This is a genomic window from uncultured Devosia sp. (assembly GCF_964244875.1).
Taxonomy (GTDB): Bacteria; Pseudomonadota; Alphaproteobacteria; order Rhizobiales; family Devosiaceae; genus Devosia.
On record NZ_CAXTKA010000001.1, the window covers coordinates 343,929 to 364,449 of the forward strand.

Annotated in this window: 26 protein-coding genes and 2 tRNA genes; 12 read left to right on the forward strand and 16 right to left on the reverse strand. The window is 62.5% G+C overall.

Annotation, left to right across the window (positions count from 1 at the left end):
- Positions 1 to 13: 13 nt before the first annotated feature.
- The 5 genes from ACFE8X_RS01600 to ACFE8X_RS01620 form a co-directional block, all read right to left on the reverse strand.
- A complete protein-coding gene (locus tag ACFE8X_RS01600; protein WP_375449683.1) occupies positions 14 to 1,066 on the reverse strand; it encodes a Gfo/Idh/MocA family protein in 1,053 nt (350 codons plus the stop codon).
- Positions 1,067 to 1,124: 58 nt separating this feature from the next.
- On the reverse strand, positions 1,125 to 1,928 hold the full coding sequence (locus ACFE8X_RS01605) for a carbohydrate ABC transporter permease (protein WP_375449684.1): 804 nt from the start codon (positions 1,926 to 1,928) through the stop codon (positions 1,125 to 1,127).
- Positions 1,925 to 2,827: a carbohydrate ABC transporter permease gene (locus tag ACFE8X_RS01610; protein ID WP_375449685.1), complete on the reverse strand. Its 903-nt coding sequence runs from the start codon at positions 2,825 to 2,827 to the stop codon at positions 1,925 to 1,927. Before ACFE8X_RS01610 ends, ACFE8X_RS01605 begins: the two co-directional genes overlap by 4 nt.
- A gap of 104 nt (positions 2,828 to 2,931) precedes the next feature.
- Complete coding sequence (locus ACFE8X_RS01615; RefSeq protein WP_375449686.1) at positions 2,932 to 4,311, reverse strand: extracellular solute-binding protein; 1,380 nt, start codon at positions 4,309 to 4,311, stop codon at positions 2,932 to 2,934.
- A gap of 436 nt (positions 4,312 to 4,747) precedes the next feature.
- Positions 4,748 to 4,822, reverse strand: a tRNA-Gln gene (locus ACFE8X_RS01620).
- A 132-nt stretch (positions 4,823 to 4,954) separates the two neighbouring features.
- Between ACFE8X_RS01620 and ACFE8X_RS01625 the strand changes: the two genes are divergently transcribed.
- A tRNA-Pro gene (locus tag ACFE8X_RS01625) sits at positions 4,955 to 5,031 on the forward strand.
- A 59-nt stretch (positions 5,032 to 5,090) separates the two neighbouring features.
- Here ACFE8X_RS01625 and ACFE8X_RS01630 read toward each other — a convergent pair.
- The 3 genes from ACFE8X_RS01630 to ACFE8X_RS01640 form a co-directional block, all read right to left on the reverse strand.
- Entirely contained in the window at positions 5,091 to 5,561 is a 471-nt protein-coding gene (locus ACFE8X_RS01630; protein ID WP_375449687.1) for a YidB family protein, read from the reverse strand.
- Between the two features lie 21 nt (positions 5,562 to 5,582).
- Positions 5,583 to 5,837 carry a GlsB/YeaQ/YmgE family stress response membrane protein gene (locus tag ACFE8X_RS01635; protein ID WP_375449688.1) on the reverse strand — a complete coding sequence of 85 codons (255 nt, stop codon included), beginning with the start codon at positions 5,835 to 5,837 and terminating at the stop codon, positions 5,583 to 5,585.
- A gap of 122 nt (positions 5,838 to 5,959) precedes the next feature.
- Entirely contained in the window at positions 5,960 to 6,598 is a 639-nt protein-coding gene (locus ACFE8X_RS01640; protein ID WP_375449689.1) for a biotin transporter BioY, read from the reverse strand.
- A 94-nt stretch (positions 6,599 to 6,692) separates the two neighbouring features.
- Here ACFE8X_RS01640 and ACFE8X_RS01645 point away from each other — a divergent pair, with 94 nt between their 5' ends.
- Positions 6,693 to 7,610, forward strand: coding sequence for an MBL fold metallo-hydrolase (locus tag ACFE8X_RS01645; RefSeq protein ID WP_375449690.1), 918 nt, complete (start codon positions 6,693 to 6,695; stop codon positions 7,608 to 7,610).
- A 4-nt stretch (positions 7,611 to 7,614) separates the two neighbouring features.
- Here the strand turns inward: ACFE8X_RS01645 and ACFE8X_RS01650 are convergent, their stop codons facing one another.
- Together ACFE8X_RS01650 and pdxH are read right to left on the reverse strand one after the other, a co-directional pair.
- On the reverse strand, positions 7,615 to 8,445 hold the full coding sequence (locus ACFE8X_RS01650; protein ID WP_375449691.1) for a DUF1499 domain-containing protein: 831 nt from the start codon (positions 8,443 to 8,445) through the stop codon (positions 7,615 to 7,617).
- Positions 8,446 to 8,467: 22 nt separating this feature from the next.
- Positions 8,468 to 9,085 (reverse strand): pyridoxamine 5'-phosphate oxidase, encoded by a 618-nt coding sequence (gene pdxH / locus ACFE8X_RS01655; protein WP_375449862.1) that lies wholly within the window; start codon positions 9,083 to 9,085, stop codon positions 8,468 to 8,470.
- Between the two features lie 136 nt (positions 9,086 to 9,221).
- Here pdxH and ACFE8X_RS01660 point away from each other — a divergent pair, with 136 nt between their 5' ends.
- Positions 9,222 to 10,151, forward strand: coding sequence for a DnaJ C-terminal domain-containing protein (locus tag ACFE8X_RS01660; RefSeq protein WP_375449692.1), 930 nt, complete (start codon positions 9,222 to 9,224; stop codon positions 10,149 to 10,151).
- Here the strand turns inward: ACFE8X_RS01660 and ACFE8X_RS01665 are convergent.
- Complete coding sequence (locus ACFE8X_RS01665) at positions 10,148 to 11,077, reverse strand: L-threonylcarbamoyladenylate synthase (protein WP_375449693.1); 930 nt, start codon at positions 11,075 to 11,077, stop codon at positions 10,148 to 10,150. The two genes, ACFE8X_RS01660 and ACFE8X_RS01665, sit on opposite strands and share 4 nt — an antisense overlap.
- A 67-nt stretch (positions 11,078 to 11,144) precedes the next feature.
- Between ACFE8X_RS01665 and ACFE8X_RS01670 the strand changes: the two genes are divergently transcribed.
- From ACFE8X_RS01670 to ACFE8X_RS01685, 4 genes are read left to right on the forward strand one after another with little or no spacing between them, the layout of a single operon-like run.
- Positions 11,145 to 12,092, forward strand: coding sequence for a histone deacetylase family protein (locus ACFE8X_RS01670; RefSeq protein ID WP_375449694.1), 948 nt, complete (start codon positions 11,145 to 11,147; stop codon positions 12,090 to 12,092).
- 10 nt (positions 12,093 to 12,102) lie between these two features.
- Positions 12,103 to 12,348 (forward strand): exodeoxyribonuclease VII small subunit, encoded by a 246-nt coding sequence (locus tag ACFE8X_RS01675; RefSeq protein WP_375449695.1) that lies wholly within the window; start codon positions 12,103 to 12,105, stop codon positions 12,346 to 12,348.
- A gap of 59 nt (positions 12,349 to 12,407) precedes the next feature.
- Entirely contained in the window at positions 12,408 to 13,010 is a 603-nt protein-coding gene (locus tag ACFE8X_RS01680) for an SCO family protein (RefSeq protein ID WP_375449696.1), read from the forward strand.
- A complete protein-coding gene (locus tag ACFE8X_RS01685; RefSeq protein WP_375449697.1) occupies positions 13,007 to 13,744 on the forward strand; it encodes a TlyA family RNA methyltransferase in 738 nt (245 codons plus the stop codon). Before ACFE8X_RS01680 ends, ACFE8X_RS01685 begins: the two co-directional genes overlap by 4 nt.
- On the opposite strand, the gene aroC is transcribed toward ACFE8X_RS01685, so the two are convergent.
- The 4 genes from aroC to ACFE8X_RS01705 are packed head-to-tail and all read right to left on the reverse strand — an operon-like array spanning position 13,741 to position 16,128.
- A complete protein-coding gene (gene aroC, locus ACFE8X_RS01690) occupies positions 13,741 to 14,856 on the reverse strand; it encodes a chorismate synthase (RefSeq protein ID WP_375449698.1) in 1,116 nt (371 codons plus the stop codon). The genes ACFE8X_RS01685 and aroC overlap by 4 nt on opposite strands.
- 48 nt (positions 14,857 to 14,904) lie before the next feature.
- Entirely contained in the window at positions 14,905 to 15,210 is a 306-nt protein-coding gene (locus ACFE8X_RS01695) for a type II toxin-antitoxin system RelE/ParE family toxin (protein ID WP_375449699.1), read from the reverse strand.
- Positions 15,191 to 15,457 (reverse strand): type II toxin-antitoxin system Phd/YefM family antitoxin, encoded by a 267-nt coding sequence (locus tag ACFE8X_RS01700; protein WP_375449700.1) that lies wholly within the window; start codon positions 15,455 to 15,457, stop codon positions 15,191 to 15,193. Before ACFE8X_RS01700 ends, ACFE8X_RS01695 begins: the two co-directional genes overlap by 20 nt.
- A gap of 44 nt (positions 15,458 to 15,501) precedes the next feature.
- Positions 15,502 to 16,128: a histidine phosphatase family protein gene (locus tag ACFE8X_RS01705; RefSeq protein ID WP_375449701.1), complete on the reverse strand. Its 627-nt coding sequence runs from the start codon at positions 16,126 to 16,128 to the stop codon at positions 15,502 to 15,504.
- A 270-nt stretch (positions 16,129 to 16,398) separates the two neighbouring features.
- Here ACFE8X_RS01705 and ACFE8X_RS01710 point away from each other — a divergent pair, with 270 nt between their 5' ends.
- Complete coding sequence (locus ACFE8X_RS01710; RefSeq protein WP_375449702.1) at positions 16,399 to 17,811, forward strand: FAD-binding oxidoreductase; 1,413 nt, start codon at positions 16,399 to 16,401, stop codon at positions 17,809 to 17,811.
- Positions 17,812 to 17,889: 78 nt separating this feature from the next.
- A complete protein-coding gene (locus tag ACFE8X_RS01715; RefSeq protein ID WP_375449703.1) occupies positions 17,890 to 18,513 on the forward strand; it encodes a hemerythrin domain-containing protein in 624 nt (207 codons plus the stop codon).
- 34 nt (positions 18,514 to 18,547) lie between these two features.
- On the opposite strand, the gene ACFE8X_RS01720 is transcribed toward ACFE8X_RS01715, so the two are convergent.
- Complete coding sequence (locus ACFE8X_RS01720) at positions 18,548 to 19,276, reverse strand: SOS response-associated peptidase (protein ID WP_375449704.1); 729 nt, start codon at positions 19,274 to 19,276, stop codon at positions 18,548 to 18,550.
- 67 nt (positions 19,277 to 19,343) lie between these two features.
- On the opposite strand from ACFE8X_RS01720, the gene ACFE8X_RS01725 reads away from it, so the two are divergent.
- The 3 genes from ACFE8X_RS01725 (at position 19,344) to ACFE8X_RS01735 (ending at position 20,519) form a co-directional block, all read left to right on the forward strand.
- Positions 19,344 to 19,742: an NUDIX domain-containing protein gene (locus ACFE8X_RS01725; RefSeq protein ID WP_375449705.1), complete on the forward strand. Its 399-nt coding sequence runs from the start codon at positions 19,344 to 19,346 to the stop codon at positions 19,740 to 19,742.
- Complete coding sequence (locus ACFE8X_RS01730) at positions 19,729 to 20,145, forward strand: TIGR02301 family protein (RefSeq protein WP_375449706.1); 417 nt, start codon at positions 19,729 to 19,731, stop codon at positions 20,143 to 20,145. The genes ACFE8X_RS01725 and ACFE8X_RS01730 overlap by 14 nt, the downstream gene beginning before the upstream one ends.
- 95 nt (positions 20,146 to 20,240) lie before the next feature.
- Positions 20,241 to 20,519 carry a hypothetical protein gene (locus ACFE8X_RS01735; RefSeq protein WP_375449707.1) on the forward strand — a complete coding sequence of 93 codons (279 nt, stop codon included), beginning with the start codon at positions 20,241 to 20,243 and terminating at the stop codon, positions 20,517 to 20,519.
- The last annotated feature ends 2 nt before the right edge of the window (positions 20,520 to 20,521 follow it).

Genomic DNA, 20,521 nt, shown 5'->3' on the forward strand with positions numbered 1-20,521 from the left:
CCCGGCTTTGCGGTCAAGCGGTTTCGAGCACGCTGACCGGCGCGGCGCCGTCGGCGATGATGCGGTCCAGCGCCTGCTGGATAATGGCGGCACGGGCAAAATCCGGATCGCCGTTGATGCCGGAGGCAATGGCAGCGGCGAACTTCTGGTAATTGCTCAGCACCGGCGGGCAATCGACAACTTTCCAGGCATTGGTATGCACGTCCGCACCCTGGCAGATGCTCAGCTTGTCGCCCTCGGCACCGCCTTGCAGCAGCAAAGCGCCCTTGTCGCCATGCACCACGATGCGCAATTCGTTGGCGAAGCCGGTGGCGAACCGCGTTGCCTGGATGGTGCCGAGGGCGCCGTTGTTGAGTTCGGCAATGGCGATAAAACTGTCATTGGCGTCGAACACATATTCGCCGATACGGCCGCCGGGTGCCTTGTCGAAGGTCTTGGTGCGCGGCGACATGCTGGCGATGTCGCTGGCGGCCGCATAGGTCGCGGCATCGACGATGTGGATGCCCAGATCCCCCACCGCACCCTTGGAGCCGTGCGCCGAGGACAAGCGCCAGAGGAACATCTGCTCGGTCTGCCAATCGCCCCAGTAATTGCCCACCAGCCAGCTTTGCAGGCACGAGGCCTCGAAATGGCGGATATTGCCCAGAGCGCCGGAGGCGGCAATCTCATGGGCCTTGTTGAGCGTGGCCATCGAGCGGAAGGTCAGGTTGACCATATTGATGATGCCGGCTTGTTGCGCCGCGTCGGTCAGTTCGCGCGCCTTGGCGTATTCCGTCGCCAGGGGCTTTTCGCAGAACACGTGCTTGCCGGCGGCGATCAGCTGCATGGTGGTGTCATAATGCATGGCGTCGGGCGTCACATTGGCCGCAGCATCGAACTGCCCCCAGGCCAGGGCGGAGTCCAGATCGTCGAATTGGTTGGGAATGGCGTGCTCGGCGGCGAAAGCGGCCCGCCGTCCCGGATCGGTCTCGACCAGCCCAACAAGTTGCACGCCGGCAATGGCCTTGAAGGCTGCGGCATGGGTCGCGGCCATGCGGCCGCCGCCGATGATGATCAGTCTGGTCATGAAGTAGGCCCCTTGGTGGCGTTGAAGACTGTGCGAGTCACTAAGTGCCGTTGCGTCGTCACTTGATGCTCCCGGCCAGCATGCCTTGGATAAAGAGCTTCTGGAATGCCAGAAACAGGATCAGTGGCGGCAGGCTGGCCAGGACGGCCGCGGCGTTGAGCCCGCCATAATTGACGCCCCAGGCCGAAATGAAACCGAGAATGGCGGCGGGCACGATCTGCAAATCCGGGGAGACGGTGAAGGCGAAGGAGAACAGGTAATTGTTCCACGACGTGATCCACATGAACATGCCCACCGAGATCAGCCCGGGCGCGGCAAGCGGCACGACGATGAGCAGCAGGACCTTGAGCGGGGAGGCGCCATCGACGCGGCCGGCTTCCTCGATCTCCGTCGGGATGGCGAGGATGAAGCCGCGGATCATCCAGATGGCGAAGGGCAGCGTGAAGATGGTGTTGGCCAGGATCACCGGCCACAGCGTGTTGTAGAGCCCAAGCGCCCGCACGAACAGGATCAGCGGGATCAGCACGGCAATGGCCGGCAGCAGCGGCAGAAACAGCAGCAGCGTGCTGATGCTTTTGCCGGGAAACGAGAACCGGGCAATGGCATAGCCGGCGGCCAGCGCGATGGGCAGGCCGAGCACCAGCGAGCCGGTCGACACCAGGATGGAATTGCGAATGTTGTTCCAGAACTTTCCGGCGGTGAACAAGAACTGGTAGTTTTTGAAAGTGATCGCCTCGGGGACGAAACCGGCCGTGCCCGGCTCGACCAGCGAGGTGCGCACCGACCAATACAGCGGAAAGGCGATCAGCACGAGCACCATGGCAAGCCCCGCGATGCCCAAGGCAAGATTGGTGGATTTCATGCGCCCTGCCCCCGGCGCCCGAAGACGAAAATCTGGATGAGAATGATGAGGATGCTGAGCACCACCAGCACCACGCCCAGCGTCGCCGCCTGGCCAATGTTGAAGGACACGAAGGCTTCCTTGAAGAGGCGCACGGCCACGGTTTCGGTAGCGTTGCCGGGCCCGCCACGCGTCACGGCAAACACGCCCTCCGCGTCGTGGATGGTAAAGACGCTGATGGCCAGCATGGACGAGAACAGCGCGGTCCTGGTCAGCGGCAGGGTGATGAACCAGAATTGCTGCCACCTGCCGGCGCCATCGAGCCGGGCGGCCTCATAGACTTCACGCGAAATAGAGGTCATGGCAGCGGCCAGCAGCAGCATGATCAGGGGGAAACTGCGCCAGGCCGAATGCAGGACAATGACGGCCATGGAGCCAGCCGCGGTCAGCGTTGGATAGACCGGCTCGCCATAGATCCAGGTCAGCAGATCGATGATCGGGCCGTCGGTGGGATTGAGCAGAGTGCGCACGAGCAAAGCGCTGACCACCGGCGCCATGACCCAGGGGATGATGAACGTGGTGCGCATCAAGCCGGCCAGGCGAAAGCCGGAACTGACCAAGATGGCCGTGATGTAGCCGAGCGGGATCGAGATCGCCAGATTGCCGCACAGATAAATGACGGTGTTGACGATATCGAGCCGGAACCGGCCTTCGGCAAACAGATCGATGAAGCTCTTGAAGCCGACGAATTCAATGGCGCCGTTGAGCGCGGTTTCATGAAAGCCGTAGTAGAACAGGGCGATCAGCGGGAAAATCAGGAAGCTGGTCAGTAGCACGATGGTGGGTGAGACCAGCGCATAGGCAAACCCATATCTGGCAAGTCCGCGCTTCTTGGCCGATCGAGGCATTGCTTGGTCCATGCTGGTTCGCCTGGCTGGTTTGCGCTGGAGGGCAGACGCGATAGCTCCGCGCGGCGTTCGTGGCAGCTCACTCCGCGCGGAGCCAAATTGGCAAGTGGTGCAGGCTACTTGCCCGCGTACTTGCCATTCCAGTCTGCTTCGACCTGGGCGAGCAAAGCCGTGATATTGCCGCGATCTCCTGCCAGGGCTTCCTGGATGGCAGCGGCCATCGCGTCGGCCAGTTCCGGGTAGTAGGGCGTTGCGGGCATGGAGCGGCCCTTCTTGGCGGCTTCAAGCCAGGTCTGCCAGAAGGTGGAGCTGTATTCCGGCTTGTCCCAGGCCGACAGGCGCGCGGGGAGCCCGGCATCGGGGAAGGTCGCGAGGTTTTCCGGGCGCAGCGCCACTTCGATCAGCTTGAACGCCATGTCGGGGTGTTGGCTGAGGCTGTTGATGGACAGGTTCCACGAATTGGCGAACTGCTCACCCTTGCCGCCGGGCTGGATCATGATATTGGCCGATTGAACGGCGCAAGCCGCGCTGGCCGGAAAGCAGTCCTTGACCATGCCGAGGGTTTCGAGGCCCGCTACCCAATAGCTGCCGAAACCAACGGTTTGGGCGGCCTCGCCGCGGGTGAAGATGTCATAGGCCAGGTTGCCGTAATCGGCATCGGATGCATAGGCATAAGGCGGCGTGATCTTCCAGGTGTGCACCGCGTCATAGAGCCATTCCACGGCCTTGACGCTGGCGGGGCCGGCCACCGTCGCCTTGCCGGTTGCCGGGTCGTAGAAATCCCCACCGAACTGCCACACCAGCGGCGCGTAGGTGGTTTCGATGGTGGCGCGCGAATTGCCCATGAACAGGCTGAGTGGCCAGACCTTGCTGTCATGGGCGAGCAGCTTTTCGCTGCCGGCCACAAGCTCGTCGAGGGTGGTGAACGGCTTGTCCGGATCAAGGCCCGCGGCGGCGAACAGGTCGCGGTTATAGACATTGCCGCGTACATGCACGCCCAAGGGGACGCTGAGGACGGCATCGCCGAACTGGCCGGCCTTCCAGCCGGCGCTCCAATCGAGATCGGCGCGTTCGGCGGCCGGCCAGGCGGCCATCAGCGGCGCCATGTCGAAAAAGTCGCCCGTGGCGTTGTGCTTGGCCATCAGTTGGGGCGAGCTAAACATCACGTCGTGGGGCACGCCGGCGTTGAAATCGAGGATGGAGCGCTGGTCTACTTGATCCCAGGTCGAGGATTCCTGCTCGACGGTCCAGCCCGGATTTTCGGCCTCGAACTGGTCGATGACCTTGCCGACCCAGTCATTGTTGAGTTGAGCCGACTGGTCCGAGGAGATCGAATAGATTTCCATCCACTTCAGCACGCCGCCGTCCTGCGCCTGTGCCAACGGCACTGCCGCCAGCATGGCGACCAATGCGACACCGGCCATTGCTGCGCGCCGGGTAAGCCGCGCATCGACCAGGCGCGGACAGGTGGCCGAATTCTTCCAGGCTTTCCTCATCAATCCCTCCCTCTGACGGCCCGAAGGCCAGCGCCTCCACTATCCGACCTGCGCTCTACGGCACCTGGTTCGGATCTGTGTGGCTTATGCGGTGAAATACATCACAACAATTCATTTACGTCAATAAGGCCCATCATAAGGTTATGACGCTCTTAAGGTTCTGATATTGAACATATATTTGGATTCTTATGTTGATTTTTCGCCATCTCAGCATTCGATTTACACCGCGCAACGAGGAAATTTCATCTCAGTCTGAGGGAATAATGATTTGAAATACATCATTCAAGGGTACTCATTCCTGCGCTATTGTGGCAATGGAAGTGCATGGCACAATGTGACGGAATACAGATGGCAACGCTGACAAGCAGCGATGATCGTCACACGCGCCGATGGCTGCGGCCTGTCGGCGGCATGAACATGCGATAATGTGCAGGATTGGCTGGGGCGCCAGGATTCGAACCTGGGAATGGCGGCATCAAAAGCCGCTGCCTTACCGCTTGGCGACGCCCCAACTGGCGCGGTTCGTACACGGTTTGCCGGCGCTTCGCAATATTGGCGAGCGGGTTGTGGAAGCGCTTGAACGGGAGGGTAAGCGCGGCTATAACCCGCCGCATCGCCGAGCTTTTTGCCGGACCGATGATGACGGAGTATAGCGCAGCCTGGTAGCGCACCTGCTTCGGGAGCAGGGGGTCGAGTGTTCGAATCACTCTACTCCGACCAATCAAGCCCGGCCTCTCGCGAGGTCGGGCTTTTCGTCACTTTCGATATTGGAAACCGGCTTAGCCGGCGAAGCGCTGGGCTTCCTGAGGAGTGGGCAGGCGGCCGTCCGGCGTCATGTGGTTGACGGCATCCGGCAGAGTCTTGGCGAGACGGTCCAGGAGTTCGGCACGCGAAAGGCCGGTCTTCTGGGTGAGTTCGGTGATGGTATCGTCGCCCAGGGTCTGTTCGAGGTCGGATGAATCGACACTGGCATTGGCGCCGGAGTTGACCCAGCTATCGGCCTTGTCGCCGTGGCCCGACTGGCGGAAGCGATCGACGAGGTCGCCAAGGCCGCCGCTTAGCGCACCGCCGGCAGACGCGCCGCCCAAGCCGCCGAGAAGGTCACCCAACCCGCCGGACTGGCGGTTGGCAGGATCGCCGGACTGATTGCCCAAGCCACCCAGAAGGCCGCCGAGCTTGTCGCGATTTTGGTAGCCTGCCACGGCAAGCATGCCGAGAAGAGCCACCATGGAGGGCATAGCATTTGCCATTTCAGTCTCCTGTTGTGTCGATCAGGCGCGGCGGCGGGAGATCAGGCCCCAGACGAACAGGACGATGATGGCGCCAACGATGGCACCGATCAGGCCAGCCCCTTCGCCGGGCGAATACCAGCCAAGTGCTTGGCCGAGGTAGGACGCGACGAAGGCGCCGACGATGCCAAGAATTGTGGTCATGATGAAGCCCGACGGCTCATTACTGCCGGGCATGATGAATTTGGCGATGATGCCAGCGATAAACCCGATGATGATTGTCCAGAGAATGCCCATTTGACGCTATTCCTTGTTGAAGCCTGCCACTGCAACGCCAATCGCCGCGGCTGGTTCCAGCGCGTCAGTTAAACAAAAAGGCCGGCGCGAGGCCGGCCTTGATCAGCGATGAATCTGGCGTATCAGCGCTTGGCGCCGAACAGGCCCCAGGCTCCGGTTACGGTGAGCGCGGCAAAGGCCATTTTCAGCACGTCCCAGATGATGAACGGCTTGATGGCGCCGTCAAAGGCGATGGCCACGAGATTGCCGCCGGAGAGCCAGGCCGGCAGCGTCCCGCCGCCCTGGGTGATCAGATTGGCAACGATCAGCAGCCAGGCGAAGCCGAGCGCAAAGGATACGGCGTCGGCGACCAGCATGACCGCGAACAGGCGCAGAGGCCGTTGGGCCGCACCCCGATCGGCGGCACGGCCAATGATATAGGCCATGGGCAACCAGCCGACGATAAAGCCGAACGACGGGCTCATGACATAGCCAAAGCCGCCGCCGGTGGAGAAAACCGGCAGGCCCGACAGGCCTTCAACCAGGTAAAGCGCGACGGTGGCGACGCCAATACGCGCGCCGAAGGCTGCGGCGAGGGCGGCAACTACCATGCTCTGCAGGGTGATGTGAACGGGCCAGACGGGCACATTGATCTTGGCGGCCACCGTGAGCAGCATGGTGCCCAAAACAACGGTGGCAAGGCCCATGGCGAGCTTGGCGGCGTCCGATTTCGGCTGGAACGTGCCGAGCAGCGTATTGGGCGTGGTCAAAGTCACAGCCATTTCATACCTTCCATGGATCGGGAACCGGCATCCCCGCTCGGGAGCATCTCGATTCAGCGTGCTAAACTCATAATCGGTTGGAATATCGAGCGCAATGGCGTCCCCTGCCCCGGCCCTGGTCTTTGACACCAGCTTTGATCCCCAGACCGGAGAGGCGGTACCGATCGTGCCGGGCCTGGTGCGGGTCACCGCGCCCAATCGGAGCGTCTATACGTTCAGCGGAACCAACAGCTTCGTCGTGGGGCACGATAGCGTCGCGGTCATCGATCCCGGGCCCGACGATGCGCGCCACGAGGCAGCACTGGCGCGAGCAGTGCAAGGGCGGCGTATAGAGGCGATCATTCTGAGCCACACCCATCGCGACCACAGCGCCTCGGCGCGGCGGCTGGCCGATCTGTGGAGCGTGCCGCTCTGGTTCGGCGGGCAGCACCGACTGTCGCGGCCGTTACGGCGCTTCGAAGGCAATCCGATCAAGGGATCATGCGATTGGGACCTGGTGCCGGACCGGGTGCTGGGGGACACAGATTTGCTGGAGGTGGGCGGCGTGATGCTGAGCGTCGCGACGACGCCGGGGCATTGCGCCAATCACCTGGCGTTCGGACTTCGTGGGACCCCGCCGCTGCTGACGGGCGATCATATCATGGGATGGAATTCGACGCTGGTGTCGGTGCCAGACGGGTCGATGGCGGATTACCTTGCGTCACTGGACAAGGTGTTGGCGCTGGAGTTTACCCACTATGTGCCGGCGCATGGCGGGCCAATCACGGACGGGCCACCCTACGCTAAAGCGCTTCGAACGCACCGGCAGGCGCGCAACGGGCAAATCCTTGAGGCCGTGCGCGGGGGGGCGCGAACCGTTGGCGCAGTGGTGTCGGCGGTTTATCCCGATATTTCGCTGCCGCTGCGCGGCGCGGCGGCCATGGTGGTCAAAGCCCATGTGGAATATCTCGAGGACACCGGCACCATGGAAGTGCGGCGTGGGGTACTCGGCACCAGGCTGCTGGCGGTATGAGGCGTCATGAAGCAGGCGCCGCTTCAAGCGGTGATGTAGTAGCGGCGGGATCGGTGTCGACGGGCTGGTTGGCATTGGGATTGTCGCGCAACAGCGTGGTCACTTCGGTATCGAGCGCAACAAGGAACGCCTCGATACGCGAGCCGTTGGAGCCGAAATCATGCCAGGCGTTGATGGAGGCAGAACGCATATCGACACTGGCGCCCTCAGCCGTGCCCGCTACGCGCAGCACGGCTTCCTCGCGCCAGCCGGCCAAGGTGACGATGCGGGCGTCGATCAAGCCAGTGCCGGCGGGCGTGGCGGGCGCACGCTCAAGCCCGATGTCCCAGCCGTGCTCGGTCACCATGCGCAGGACGATCTCATAGGCCTGCTGGGCGTCAAGGGGATAACTGCGAGTCTTGACGTTAGGGAAAACGGCTTCGAGCTGGGCCGGAGGCAGGGTTTGAGCGGGCGGCATCAGAGCGGTGTCCGGCTCGAGCACGAGGGGCAACAGGCTACGGTCGGTGGTGGCAATGTCGGTGGCCGGCGGAAAATGCAGCGCCAGCGAGGCAAACCAGGCGACCGGCGCGAGGCAGGCCAGCCCCATCAGCACGCCGGCAATGGCAAGCCCCCAACCCTGATCGCCGGTGGACCAGAGGCGGGCCAGCGCGAGCAGCCCGACCAGCACCGCCAGCGCCGCGACAGTAGCGGCCATTGCAGCGGCAACGGCGAAGATATTGCTGGCAATCAGCTGCCCGCGATGCAGCAATACGGCGAACACGATCAGTGGAATGGCGAGGCTGCCCAGGCGGCGCGCCAGGATCGCCCATTTGGATGTTCGGATGAGAATGCGCACCAGGCCGATTCCGCCAAATCGATCAGGGATAGAGCCGCGTATTGGTCCAGCCGGCGTCGGGCGCCGATCGGGTGAAGCGAACACGATCGTGCAGGCGGAACTCGCCATCCTTCCAGAATTCGATGCTGGAGGGCACGATGCGGAAGCCCGACCAGTGGAGCGGGCGCGTGACGAGGCCGGTGCCCACCGAGGCAGTCAGGTCGGCGACCCGATCGATCAAAGCCTGCCGGCTTTCGAGCGGGCGCGACTGGGCGGACGCCGACGACGCAATTTGGGAATTGCGGTGGCGGGAGGCCCAATAGGCGTCGGCCTCTTCGGGCGTGACGATTTCTACCGGGCCGCGCATGCGGACCTGCCGGCGCAGCGACTTCCAATGCATCAGCAAAGCGGCGCCCGGATGAGCCTGCAATTGCCCGCCCTTGGCGCTGTCGAAATTGGTGAAGAAGGTAAATCCCCTGATGTCGCGGGCGTTCAGCAGCACCATGCGCAGATCAGGCAAGCCATCGGTATCGACACTGGCCAGGGCCATGGCGTGCGGATCATTGGGTTCGGCCTCCCGCGCGAGGGCGAACCATTCTTCAAACAGCGCGAAGGGATCAAGGTCCGTCCGGTCGCCGTCATCAAAAAGGCGTTCAGTCAAGGTTTGCAGCATGGCGGCCCCTTTACAGTGCAATTGTGCCCATACGCGGCCGCAAAACTGGACAAGGCGGGGGGCGCTCGCCATATAGGACAGGAAACCGGGGTGAAGCAACGCCCGCACTCACTGACAGGACACGATGCGAGATCCATATACCGTGCTGGGGGTGACCCGCTCGGCGAGCGAAAAAGATATTAAGTCCGCCTATCGCAAGCTGGCCAAGACGTATCACCCCGATCAGAACCCGGAAGATCCCTCGGCACATGAAAAATTTGCCGAGGCTACTCACGCTTACGACTTGTTGAACAATCCCGAAAAGAAGGGGCAGTTCGACCGGGGCGAGATCGACAATGACGGCAATCCGAAATTCGCCGGCTTCAACCCCGGCAGCGCAGCGCGTGGACGCACGGCAGCGAGCGGGTTTTCGGCCGAGGACATTCTCAAGGAGTTCATGAGCGGCTTTGGCGGCACACCGCGCGGGGGCGCGCGGCCGGGTGCCGGCGGCGCACAATGGGACCCGTTCAGCGGGGCTGCCGCACAACCGGGCGGCGGGCGCGTGAAGGGCGAGGACGTGGTGGTGACTGCGGCCGTTTCGCTCGAGGATGCCCATAATGCCGCTTCGGTTCCGGTACGCATGCCAAGCGGTAAGGTATTGTCGGTCAGGCTGCCGGAGAAGGTGGAAGAAGGCCAGCAAATCCGGCTCAAGAGCCAGGGATCGCCCAGTCCCCTTGGGGGCGAGGCGGGGGATGCGCTGGTCACCGTGAAATTCCAGAAATCCAGGCAGTTCCGTCGCGACGGGGCCGACCTGCGCACCGATGTTCCGGTGGCTCTTTATGAAGCAGTGCTGGGCACGAAAATAAGGGTGCCGACCCTGAGCGGTTCGGTGGAACTGAATTTGCCGCCCGGCGTCGATACCGCCAAGGCGCTGCGGCTCAAGGGCAAGGGGCTGCATGGCGATGGCGATCTGTATGTGAATTTGAAGGTCGTACTGCCGCCGGGGGGCGATCCCGATCTTGAAGCGCTGATGCGTTTCATGCGGGAGAGCAAGCCGTACAAGGTTCGCGACTAGGGGCGCGGGGCTGAAGCGCGTTCGAGGCGGTCATTGATCGCTTCGCCCAGGCCGTCGAAGGGTATGGGCGCCACGGCAATGGTCGCGGCGCCCGACGCATCCAGATCATGCAGCATCGAGAACAGGTTGCGTGCGGCTTCGTACAGGTCGGCGGCGGGCGACAGGTTGCGCGTCGGGCCGGCGAATCTGGGGGCGGGGCCGAAGGCGAGAAAGGCTTCACCCGGCTGCGGCACGGCGTTCAAGCGAACGATTGCGCGTGGGGCATAGTGGCTTACCAGCATGCCCGGAGCGGCAATGGGGGCGTCTTTGGGCGCCACTTCGATGGCTTTGCCGATCGCCGCCTCGATGTCGGAGCGAGCCAGGGCTCCGGCTCGCAACTGGACCAGGCGATCCCCATCGATCCGCACAATGGTGGACTCGACGCCGGCCGTGCAGGGTCCGCCATCGAGCACCGGCACGCGGCCGGCAAAGCCGTTCCGCACCTGATCGGCCGTGGTCGGCGACAGGCGCCCGGACGGATTGGCCGAAGGCGCAGCCAGTGGCCGGCCGGCAGCGCGGATCAGCTCAAGCGCCAGGGGATGGGCGGGAATGCGGATGGCGACGCTGTCGAGACCGGCAGTGGCAATATCGGCCAAGCCATTGCCGGGTTTGGCTGGGAGCACCAAAGTCAGCGGGCCGGGCCAGAAGCGCGCCAGCCGTTCGGCCAGGGGCGAAAACTCGGCAAGGGTATTGGCCATGGCCAGATCGGCGACGTGAATAATAAGCGGATTGAAGCGGGGGCGGCCCTTGGTGTCGTAGATGGACAGCACCGCGTCGGCATTGGTGGCGTCGGCGCCCAGGCCATAGACGGTCTCGGTGGGGAAGGCGCAGAGTTTTCCCTCACGCAAAAGTGCGGCAGCAGTGGCGATATCGAGAAGCACGCTCATGGGTGGTGTTTGACAACCGGGCGGCGGCGCGTCAAGACGAGATGAACAGCGCGAGAAGAGTGCAATAGTGACGACACTTCTCATCAGCCAGGCCAATTTCGAAAACCACGTAACGCCCCAAGGGCACCCCGAACGGGCCGATCGCATCCGTGCGGTCGAGGACGTGCTGGCCCAATCGCGGTTCGACAAACTGTTGCGACGCCCTGCCCCGTCGGGCGACCTGACGCTGGCGGAACTGGTGCATTCGGCCAAGTACATGTCGATCCTGCGCAATGCACGGCCGGCCGAGGGGATCGGCCAGATCGACGGAGATACGTTTATTTCGTCGGCCTCGTTGGAAACCGTGGGCACCGCGTTGGGCGGCGCGCTGGCGGCGCTGGACGCGGTGTTGCTCGGGGAAGTCGACAATGCATTTTGCGCGATACGGCCGCCGGGGCACCATGCGGAAATCGACAGCCCGATGGGGTTTTGCTTGGTCAACACCATTGCGATAGTGGCGCGCGAGGCGCAGCGCAAATACGGGGCCGAGCGGGTGGCGATCATCGATTTCGACGTGCATCACGGCAACGGCACGCAGGATATTTTCGAGGACGATCCCAGCGTGTTCTATGCCTCGAGCCATCAGATGCCGCTTTATCCGGGGACGGGCAAGGCGAGCGAAACCGGCGTCGGCAATATCACCAATGCGCCGCTGGATCCCGACACTGACGGCGCGGCGATGCGCGAGGCCTATATCGGGCGCATCTTGCCGGCACTGGCAAATTTTTCGCCCGATCTGATCCTGATCTCGGCAGGGTTCGATGCCCATGAGCGCGATCCCCTGGCGCAGCTCAACTGGACGGCGCAGGATTTCGGCTGGCTGACGGGCAAGCTGATGGACATGGCCGAGCGCACCTGCGGCAACCGGATTGTGTCGCTGCTGGAAGGTGGCTATGACCTCAAAGGGTTGGCCGGGGGTGTTTCGCATCACCTGGCCATGCTGATGGACGGCGCCAGCGGGCGGCTGGACGAATAGGAATTGTGCAATGGCCGAAGCGAACGACGACATCAAAGTGCTGAGCTTCGAGGCGGCGCTGGCGCAACTGGAAGAGATCGTGGGCAAGCTCGAAAGCGGGCGCGCGCCACTGGCCGAGTCGATTGCAATCTATGAGCGCGGTGAAGCGTTGAAAGCGCATTGCGAAGGGCTGTTGCGCACGGCGGAAGCGCGGATCGAGAAGATCACGCTGTCACGCGAGGGCAAGGCCATCGGAACGGAGCCGCTGGACGCCTGAGCGCGTGCCGGTGCGGTTGGCGCTGAATATCAGGGGCTGAGCCCAATGCCAGGACAGTCATGACGCAGTCCCCGAAGACCCTGCGCACTTTCAGGATCGTGCTGTGGAGCCTCGTCATCCTGGTGGCGATTGGCGCGACCGGGCTTTATCTGTTCCGGCCCCCCGCCCGGCCGCTGGGTGTGACGGGCCAGAGCTTTGCGCTGGCTTCGACCAAAGGGGGCCAATTCACCCAGGCGGACCTCGGCGGCAAGCCAAGCCTGGTGTTTTTCGGCTACACGTTTTGCCCTGATGTGTGCCCCACGACGCTGGCCGAAACGACGGCTTGGCGGTCCCAATTGGGGATATCGGCGGACGATCTGCGCATCATTTTCGTGACTGTCGATCCGGAGCGCGACACGCTGGACACCGTCAAGGGCTATGTCGAGGGGTTCGATCCCTCGATCATCGGGCTGGTCGGCGACCAGGCGCAGACCGATGCGGTCAAGAGGGCCTTCGGCGTATTCTCGGAAAAGAAGGGCGAAGCGGGCGATCCCTATTATATGGTCGACCACACAGCGCTGGTGTTCCTGATGGGTGCGGATGGGACCTTCGAAGGCACGATCGCCTATGACGAAGCCGGCGACGCGCCGCTGGCCAAGATCAAGCGGTTGATCGCCTCGTGAATGACCGAATCAGGCTGGATTTGGCGCTGGAGCAGCGCGGCCTGGCGCCCAGCAGAGCGCGGGCGCGCGATGCGATTTTGCGCGGTACGGTGACCATCAATGGGGCAACCGCACTCAAGCAGAACCAGATGGTGGGCAAGGAGGACCAGTTGGCCCTCAGCGATCCGGCGGCCAACTACGTGTCCCGGGCGGCGCTGAAGCTGGTAGCCGGGCTTGATGCCGCGGGGATCGTGGCGGCGGGCAAGGTGTGCCTCGACGTCGGCGCCTCTACGGGCGGCTTTACCCAGGTGTTGATGGAGCGCGGAGCGACACGGATTTATGCGGTCGATGTCGGCCATGGCCAATTGCACCAGCGGCTGCGCGGCAGCGACCGGGTGGTCAATATCGAGGGCGTCAACGCGCGCGACCTGACGCGCGAGCAGATCGCAGAGCCGGTCGACGTGCTGGTCTCGGATGTGAGTTTTGTGTCGGTGACCAAGGTCTTGGCGGCACCCCTGGCATTGTGCACGCCGGGCGCGATGGCGGTGATCCTGTTCAAACCGCAGTTCGAAGTGGGGCGCAAAAACGTCGGCAAGGGCGGTATCGTGACCAGCGCGCCGGCGATCGCCGAGGCGCTGGATGCGGTGATTGCCTTCATGGCGGCGCAAGGGTTCGCTCATCGCCTGTCGGTGGCGTCACCGATTACGGGGGGCGATGGGAACCGGGAAACGGTAATGGTGTTTGGGCGGGACTAGTTTCGCTCGAACCCCACCGCACCCTCCCGACCGGTCTGGCCACGATGGCGCAGATAATGGTCGGCGAGCACGCATGCCATCATCGCCTCGCCCACCGGGACGGCGCGAATGCCGACGCAGGGGTCGTGACGGCCTTTGGTGACGATGTCGGTATCCACATTGGCGCTCGTCACGGTGTGGCGTTCGGACAGGATCGAGGAGGTCGGCTTGACGGCGAAACGGCAGACGATGGGGTCGCCGTTGGAAATGCCGCCCAAAATGCCGCCGGCGTGATTGGAAAGGAAATAAGGGCGATCCGGGCCGGCGCGCATCTGGTCGGCATTGTCGATGCCGGTCAGGCTGGCGGCTTCAAAACCGGCGCCGATTTCAACCGCCTTGACGGCGTTGATGCTCATCATGGCGGCGGCCAGATCGGCGCTGAGCTTGCCATAGATCGGGGCACCCCACCCGGCGGGCACGTTTTCGGCAACGACTTCGATCACGGCACCGACCGAATTGCCGGCCTTGCGGATGCCGTCGAGATAATCGGCCCACAGGGCGGCCGCTTGCGCGTCGGCGCAGAAGAAGGGGTTTTGCCCGACCTGATCCCAATCGAAATTGGCGTAATCTATTCTGTGCGGGCCGATCTGGACCAGGCTGGCACGAATGGTGATGCCGGCAAGCACGGCCCGCGCCACGGCACCGGCAGCCACGCGGGCCGCAGTCTCACGCGCGGACGAGCGGCCGCCGCCCCGATAGTCACGGATGCCGTATTTCTGGTCATAGGTATAATCGGCGTGGCCGGGGCGGTATTTGTCGCGGATTTCGGCATAGTCCTTGGAGCGCTGGTCGCCATTTTCGATCATCAAGGCGATCGGCGTGCCGGTGGTGCGGGGGCCATCGGTGCGCTCGTCCTCAAAGACGCCCGACAGGATGCGCACGGCGTCCTCCTCCCGACGCTGGGTGGTGAAGCGTGATTGGCCAGGCTTGCGACGATCAAGATCGCGCTGGATCATTTCAGGCGTCAGCACGATGCCCGGCGGGCACCCATCGACAACTGCGCCCAGCGCCGGGCCGTGGCTTTCACCCCAGGTGGTGAAGCGGAAAAGCTGTCCGAACGTATTGAAAGACATGAAGCGGCCCCATGATTGAGGGCGTTTTAGGAGCGGGCGACGGGAAGGTCAATCGAGCTCCTTCAACCGGCGTTCGGCCTCGCGATAGGCATCGCTACCGTCCCGCCTGCCGATAGAAATAATCATCACGGTAATCGTGCGATCGAAAACTTGGTAGATCAGCCTGTAGCCATCATCGCGAAGCTTGATTTTGTAGCAATCCCGCATGCCGTGAAGTACCGCCGAGATGACGCGCGGATTGCTTAAGCGCTCTTGGAGCTTGCGAGTGAACTTATCCTTGAGAGAAGGATCGAGTTTACGCCAGTCTTTGGCAGCCTTGTCGGTAAATCTAAGTTTATAGCGTGTCGAGGTCATTGATATCGACTTCGATCGACGGCTCGTTTTGGCGTTCGAGAATGGAGCCGATATCCTCGAGGTCTTCCAGGCAATCGAGCATATACTCGTAAACTTCGGGCTTGAGGATGTAGGCGGTGACCCGGTTATGGTTGAGGACAGCCACAGGACCATTCTGCGCGGCCGTTATGACCGATGAGGGATTTTTCTTGAGATCGCTCACCGACACCACTTGTTGCGAGCCAATACGCTGGACGTGCTCATTCATACGGACACCTCAATTCAGACCAATAAAATGACCTGAATTTAGCGCTAAATCAAGATCTGTTCACTGCGGAGCAGTTCCATCCTGCCCGGCGTGAAGTGCATAATAACGTCTTGTGGTGGGGCCCAGTTGACGGCTTCGAGAATGGGGGCGAGTTCGATCAGCACGCGCAGGGTGCGGGCAATACCGCCATGGGCGACCACGATCGAGGGGCCGGTCATGGTGGCAGCGAATTGTTCGAGGCGCGCTTCCACGTCGCGATAATTTTCCCCATTTTCGGGGCGGTAGTCCCAATACGTCTCGGTTCGCTTGCCCGGCACATGGGCCATGTCGTCCGATAGTTCCTCGAGCAGCACACCCTCAAGGACACCAAAGGAAATCTCCATGAGACGCAGATCGTATTTGACCGCCGGCAGCGGCGTGGTGAACGCCGCGCGGACGCGGTCCATGGTGTCGCGCGTGCGATTGAGAGGCGAGGCGTGCCATTCAAAAGCCATCGGATCAAGGCCGCGCGCGGCGAACAATGCGGCAAGCGTTCGCCCGTTCTGATCGGCCTGACCCTGCCCTTTTTCATTGAGCGGAATGTCCTTGCGCCCCTGATAGCGGCGTTCGGCATTCCAGGGGGTTTCCCCATGGCGGATGAAATAAATCTCCGGCCAGATCAAGGCTGTCATGGGCTTAAACTCGGGTGCTGCAGGCACCCGTCCTATACGGCGAATTTGACAAGCGGGCGACTATTCGCCCGCTTCGCGTTTGGCAACGTGGTGACGCCGAAGCGGGCATCGGCGTAGTGGGTTTCGCCAGTGACACAGCCCGCCAAATCGGAAAGCAAACCCATCGACGCGTTGCCGACCTTCGGTCAATCGTTGCGCCGGTTGTGGCACAGGGCTATGCAACGGGCAAGTTTGCCCTATGGCTCCACGATCAGACAAACCGGGTTTTCCATGGCTCTGGATGCAAGAGAAATCATCGCTGAATTGAGCACTTTGCTGGGGCCGGAAGCGGTTATCGGCGAGCGCGTCGACATGGCCCCCTATCTTGCCGAACCGCGCCGACGTTTCCACGCGCCGGCAGCGGCGGTCGTACGGCCGGCGGACGTGGCGCAGGTGCAGGCCGTCGTTCGGCTGGCCAATGCTCACGGCATCGGCCTGATCGCGCAGGGCGGCAATACCGGGCTGGTCGGCGCACAGGTGCCGATGCGCGGCGACGAGGTCATCATCAGCCTGGCACGGCTCGATGCGGTACGGTCGTTGGACGTTGCCGCCGGGACAATGACCGCCGAAGCCGGGGTTATCCTGGAAAGCGCCCACAAGGCCGCCGAAGCCGCCGGCATGATGTTTCCGCTGTGGCTGGCCTCGCAGGGGTCGGCGCGCATCGGGGGCGTGCTGTCGTCCAATGCAGGCGGGGTGAACGTGCTGGCGTTCGGCAATGCGCGCGAATTGTGCATGGGGGTAGAGGCGGTGCTCGCGGATGGGCAGCTTTACCGGGGGCTGAATTCACTCAAGAAGGACAATACCGGATACGATCTCAAGGACCTGCTGGTGGGCGCGGAGGGAACGCTGGGGATCATCACGGCGGCAACCCTGAAGATCTTCCCGCAGCCCGAGGATCACGAGACGGCGCTGGTCAATATCGCATCGCCCGAAATGGCGCTGGAATTGTTTCAACTGCTGCGGGCGCGGGCCGGATCGCGGCTAAACGCGTTCGAGCTGGTTCCGCAGATCGGTCTGGAGTTCCAGTTGCGGCACACCATGCTGACGCGTGATCCGACGGCCGGAGCATCGCCCTGGTATGCGCTAGTCGAACTGTCACGGATGAAGGGCACCGAACCAGGGGCGCTTGAGGCAGCGTTGGAGGCGGGGCTGGACATTGGGCTGCTGGAAACGGCAGCACTGGCCCAATCGGTTGCCGACCGAACCAACATGTGGGCCTTTCGCGAGCAAATGAGCGAGGTTCAGTCGCGCGAGGGAGCATCGATCAAGCACGACGTTTCCGTGCCGATCGCCGCTATCCCCAAGCTGATCGCCGAAGGCTCGGCGGCGGCAGCGCGGGTGATGCCGGGCATTCGCCCGGTGCCGTTCGGGCATATGGGCGATGGCAATATTCACTTCAATTTCAGCCAACCGATCGGGGCCGACCCGAAATGGGTGATGGCACAAGACGACGCCGTGCACGAGGCGATATATGAGATCGTCCTCAAGCTGGGCGGCTCGGTTTCGGCCGAGCACGGCATCGGGCAGCTCAAGAGCGAGCTGCTCAAACGGGTCAAGGACCCGGTGGCGCTGCAGATGATGCGCTCGATCAAGTTGGCGCTCGATCCGAAGGGGATCTTGAACCCAGGCAAGTTGCTGGGGTGATCAGCAGATTGCAGTAACGATGCGGCCCCGTGCTGAAACGATGGTGCGGCGCCTGCATCGTCACCAAAAAGTACCTACTTGATCGAAATTGCCGGCGGCCCCATGTGCGGGAAAATGGACGGTTTGCCGTTTGGAGCCCGAATGCTTGACGATATCGAATTCATGGATGACGCCACCCGGCCCAGGGCGCCGAAGCTGGAGGGACTGACGGCAGCACAGCGGGCGCCAGGGCGACATCTCAGGATGATCCACGATCACCTGCGCGAAAATATGCAGGCCATTGGAATGCTGATGGAGCAAGCCGCAAGGGGAGCCGTCTCGGTGTCAGAGATCGAGGCGCAGACGGCGGATCTCGCCATTGTCGGCAATTATAGGCGCTTCGGTAATCTGTGCGGGCGGCACTGCCAGATCGTCAATACGCACCATTCGATCGAGGAATACGCGATTTTTCCGGAGTTGAGCAAGCAAGGCGAGGCGTTCCGGAAGGTCGCGGAGCGGCTGCAGGCCGAACACGTCGTGGTGCACGCATTGCTCGTGCGCCAAGTCGACACGCTCAACGCGCTTGCACGGGAGCCAAGTACGGCTCGATTCGATGACGCGCGGCAGGTTTACGAGGCGCTCGGGCGCGTGCTGCTGTCACACTTGGGATATGAGGAAGACGAAATCGGCGATGCGCTGGGCTATTTTGGCATTGGGGTGTGACTGCAGACATCCGGCCCTACGTTGACGCAGCTCGCTAAAACAAATCCATCTGTGCGCTGGCCGCTTTATTTGGCGCTGTCGGGTGCGGCTTCACGTCCGACATGGGTTCAATCAAGCCTTCGTCGTCATACTTGGCAGAATTGATGCGGGTCGAGACCGGATGGAATTTCAAGGCGCCGTTGTCGAGCGGTATGGCCAGCTGGCGGGCAGTTCGGGCATCGACGCCGCGCACGTCGAGCCATTGCGCGATGGCTTCGCACTGCAGGATCGCCGGCATGCGGTCGTGAATTGGGGCGAGCTGGTCATTGGCGGGCACGGTGATGGTGGCAACGGTATCGACCTCCTCCCCCTCGGGGCCCGACCAGATGGCATAAAGGCCGGCCAGCGCCATGGGGCCGCCATCGGCGGTGGTGATGTAGAAAGGCTGCTTGGATTTATCGAGATTGGTGCGCCATTCATAATAACCACTGGCGGGAACGACGCAGCGGCCGTGCTTGAGCAGGTCCCGGAAGGCCGGCTTTTCGGCCATGGTCTCGACCCTGGCATTGATCAATAATGGCCATTCGCGCGGGTCCTTGACCCAGCGCGGCACCAGGCCCCAACGGGCGAAATGAGCCTCGCGGCGACCCGACTCTTCCCAGATGGCACAGATCGGCTGGGTGGGTGCAATATTGTAGCGGGGGATGAGATCGACCGATCTGAGGAGGTGGAATAGCTCCATCATCAGTTCGGGCGGCAGGGTGGAGGCATAACGTCCGCACATGTTTTGGGTCTCCTCGCGCCTGATCGATAGATAGGCTGGGCCTACCCGAATCGCAAATGGAGCCGCCATGAGTTCCTCGCCAAATGCCGCCAGCGTCGCGCTGGTCCGTGAGCAGCAGGTGTTGCTGATCAAGCGCGCCTATGCGCCTTACCAGCATTTATGGACGCTGCCGGGCGGGCGGATCGAGGCGGGCGAAACCATCACCGAGTGTGCTGCCCGCGAGATCAAGGAAGAGCTGGGGCTGACCGTTTATGGCTTGCGCCCGGTTCTGGAGCAATGGTTGGGACAGGACAAGACGTTTCGGCTCGCGGTGTTCGCAACGGAAGGGTTCGATGGCGCGATCGTGCCATCCGATGAAATCGCCGATCATGGCTGGCTCGATCGCAGCCAAATCCTTGGCCTGCGCACGACCGCAGGTCTCGGTGATGTGCTCGAGGCGGCATTCGCCCTGTTTGAGCGAAGCTGATAGAAGCGCTGGCACACCCGGTATCGATGTGGACATTCAGTTGAAATTTCGAATTCTTGCTGCAGTGCTGATGCTTTCGGCCATGCCTCCGGCCTGGGCAATCGACCCGTTATATCAGCCGCAAATGGAGCGGCTGGCCGAAATCATGGGGAGCCTGTATTTCCTGCAGCCGCTGTGCGAGGCCGGTACCACCGACTGGCGCGGGCAAATAGACGACCTGATCAATCTCGATGATCCCGACGAAGACCGACGGCAGCGGCTCGCGGGGGCGTTCAATGGTGGCTACACGGCGTTTGCGCGGTTTCATCGTGCCTGTACGCCCGCGGCGAAGGAGGCGCTGACGAGACTGTTGGCGGAAGCAGAGCGGGTAGCACGCGATATCCATACCCGGTTCGCCGAGTAATCCTTTACGCATTAAGTCTAATTGCATATGGACTGTTAACCTTCGAGTTACTTCCTACGCACCCGTCCTGCCTTGCTCATGGTAATCCCCACGCAATGACGATCAGCAAACCCATGTTTCCCCCCGTCGAGGGCGTCGGCTCTCCGGACCGCGGCCATAGCGAGCGGCAGCTTGCACTTGAATATCTGGCCGAGGCCTGGAACACCGCAGAAGACGATGGGGTGGAGAGCGCCGCGCTGGCGCATGCCTCGCTGTTTGCGGCGCTGGCTACTTTCGTCAAGCTGCATGGCGACGAGGGTACGGCAGAGCTGGTGGCGTTGCTGCCCGACCGGATCCGCTCGGGCGAATACAACCTGGATCGTGTCCTGCAATAGGA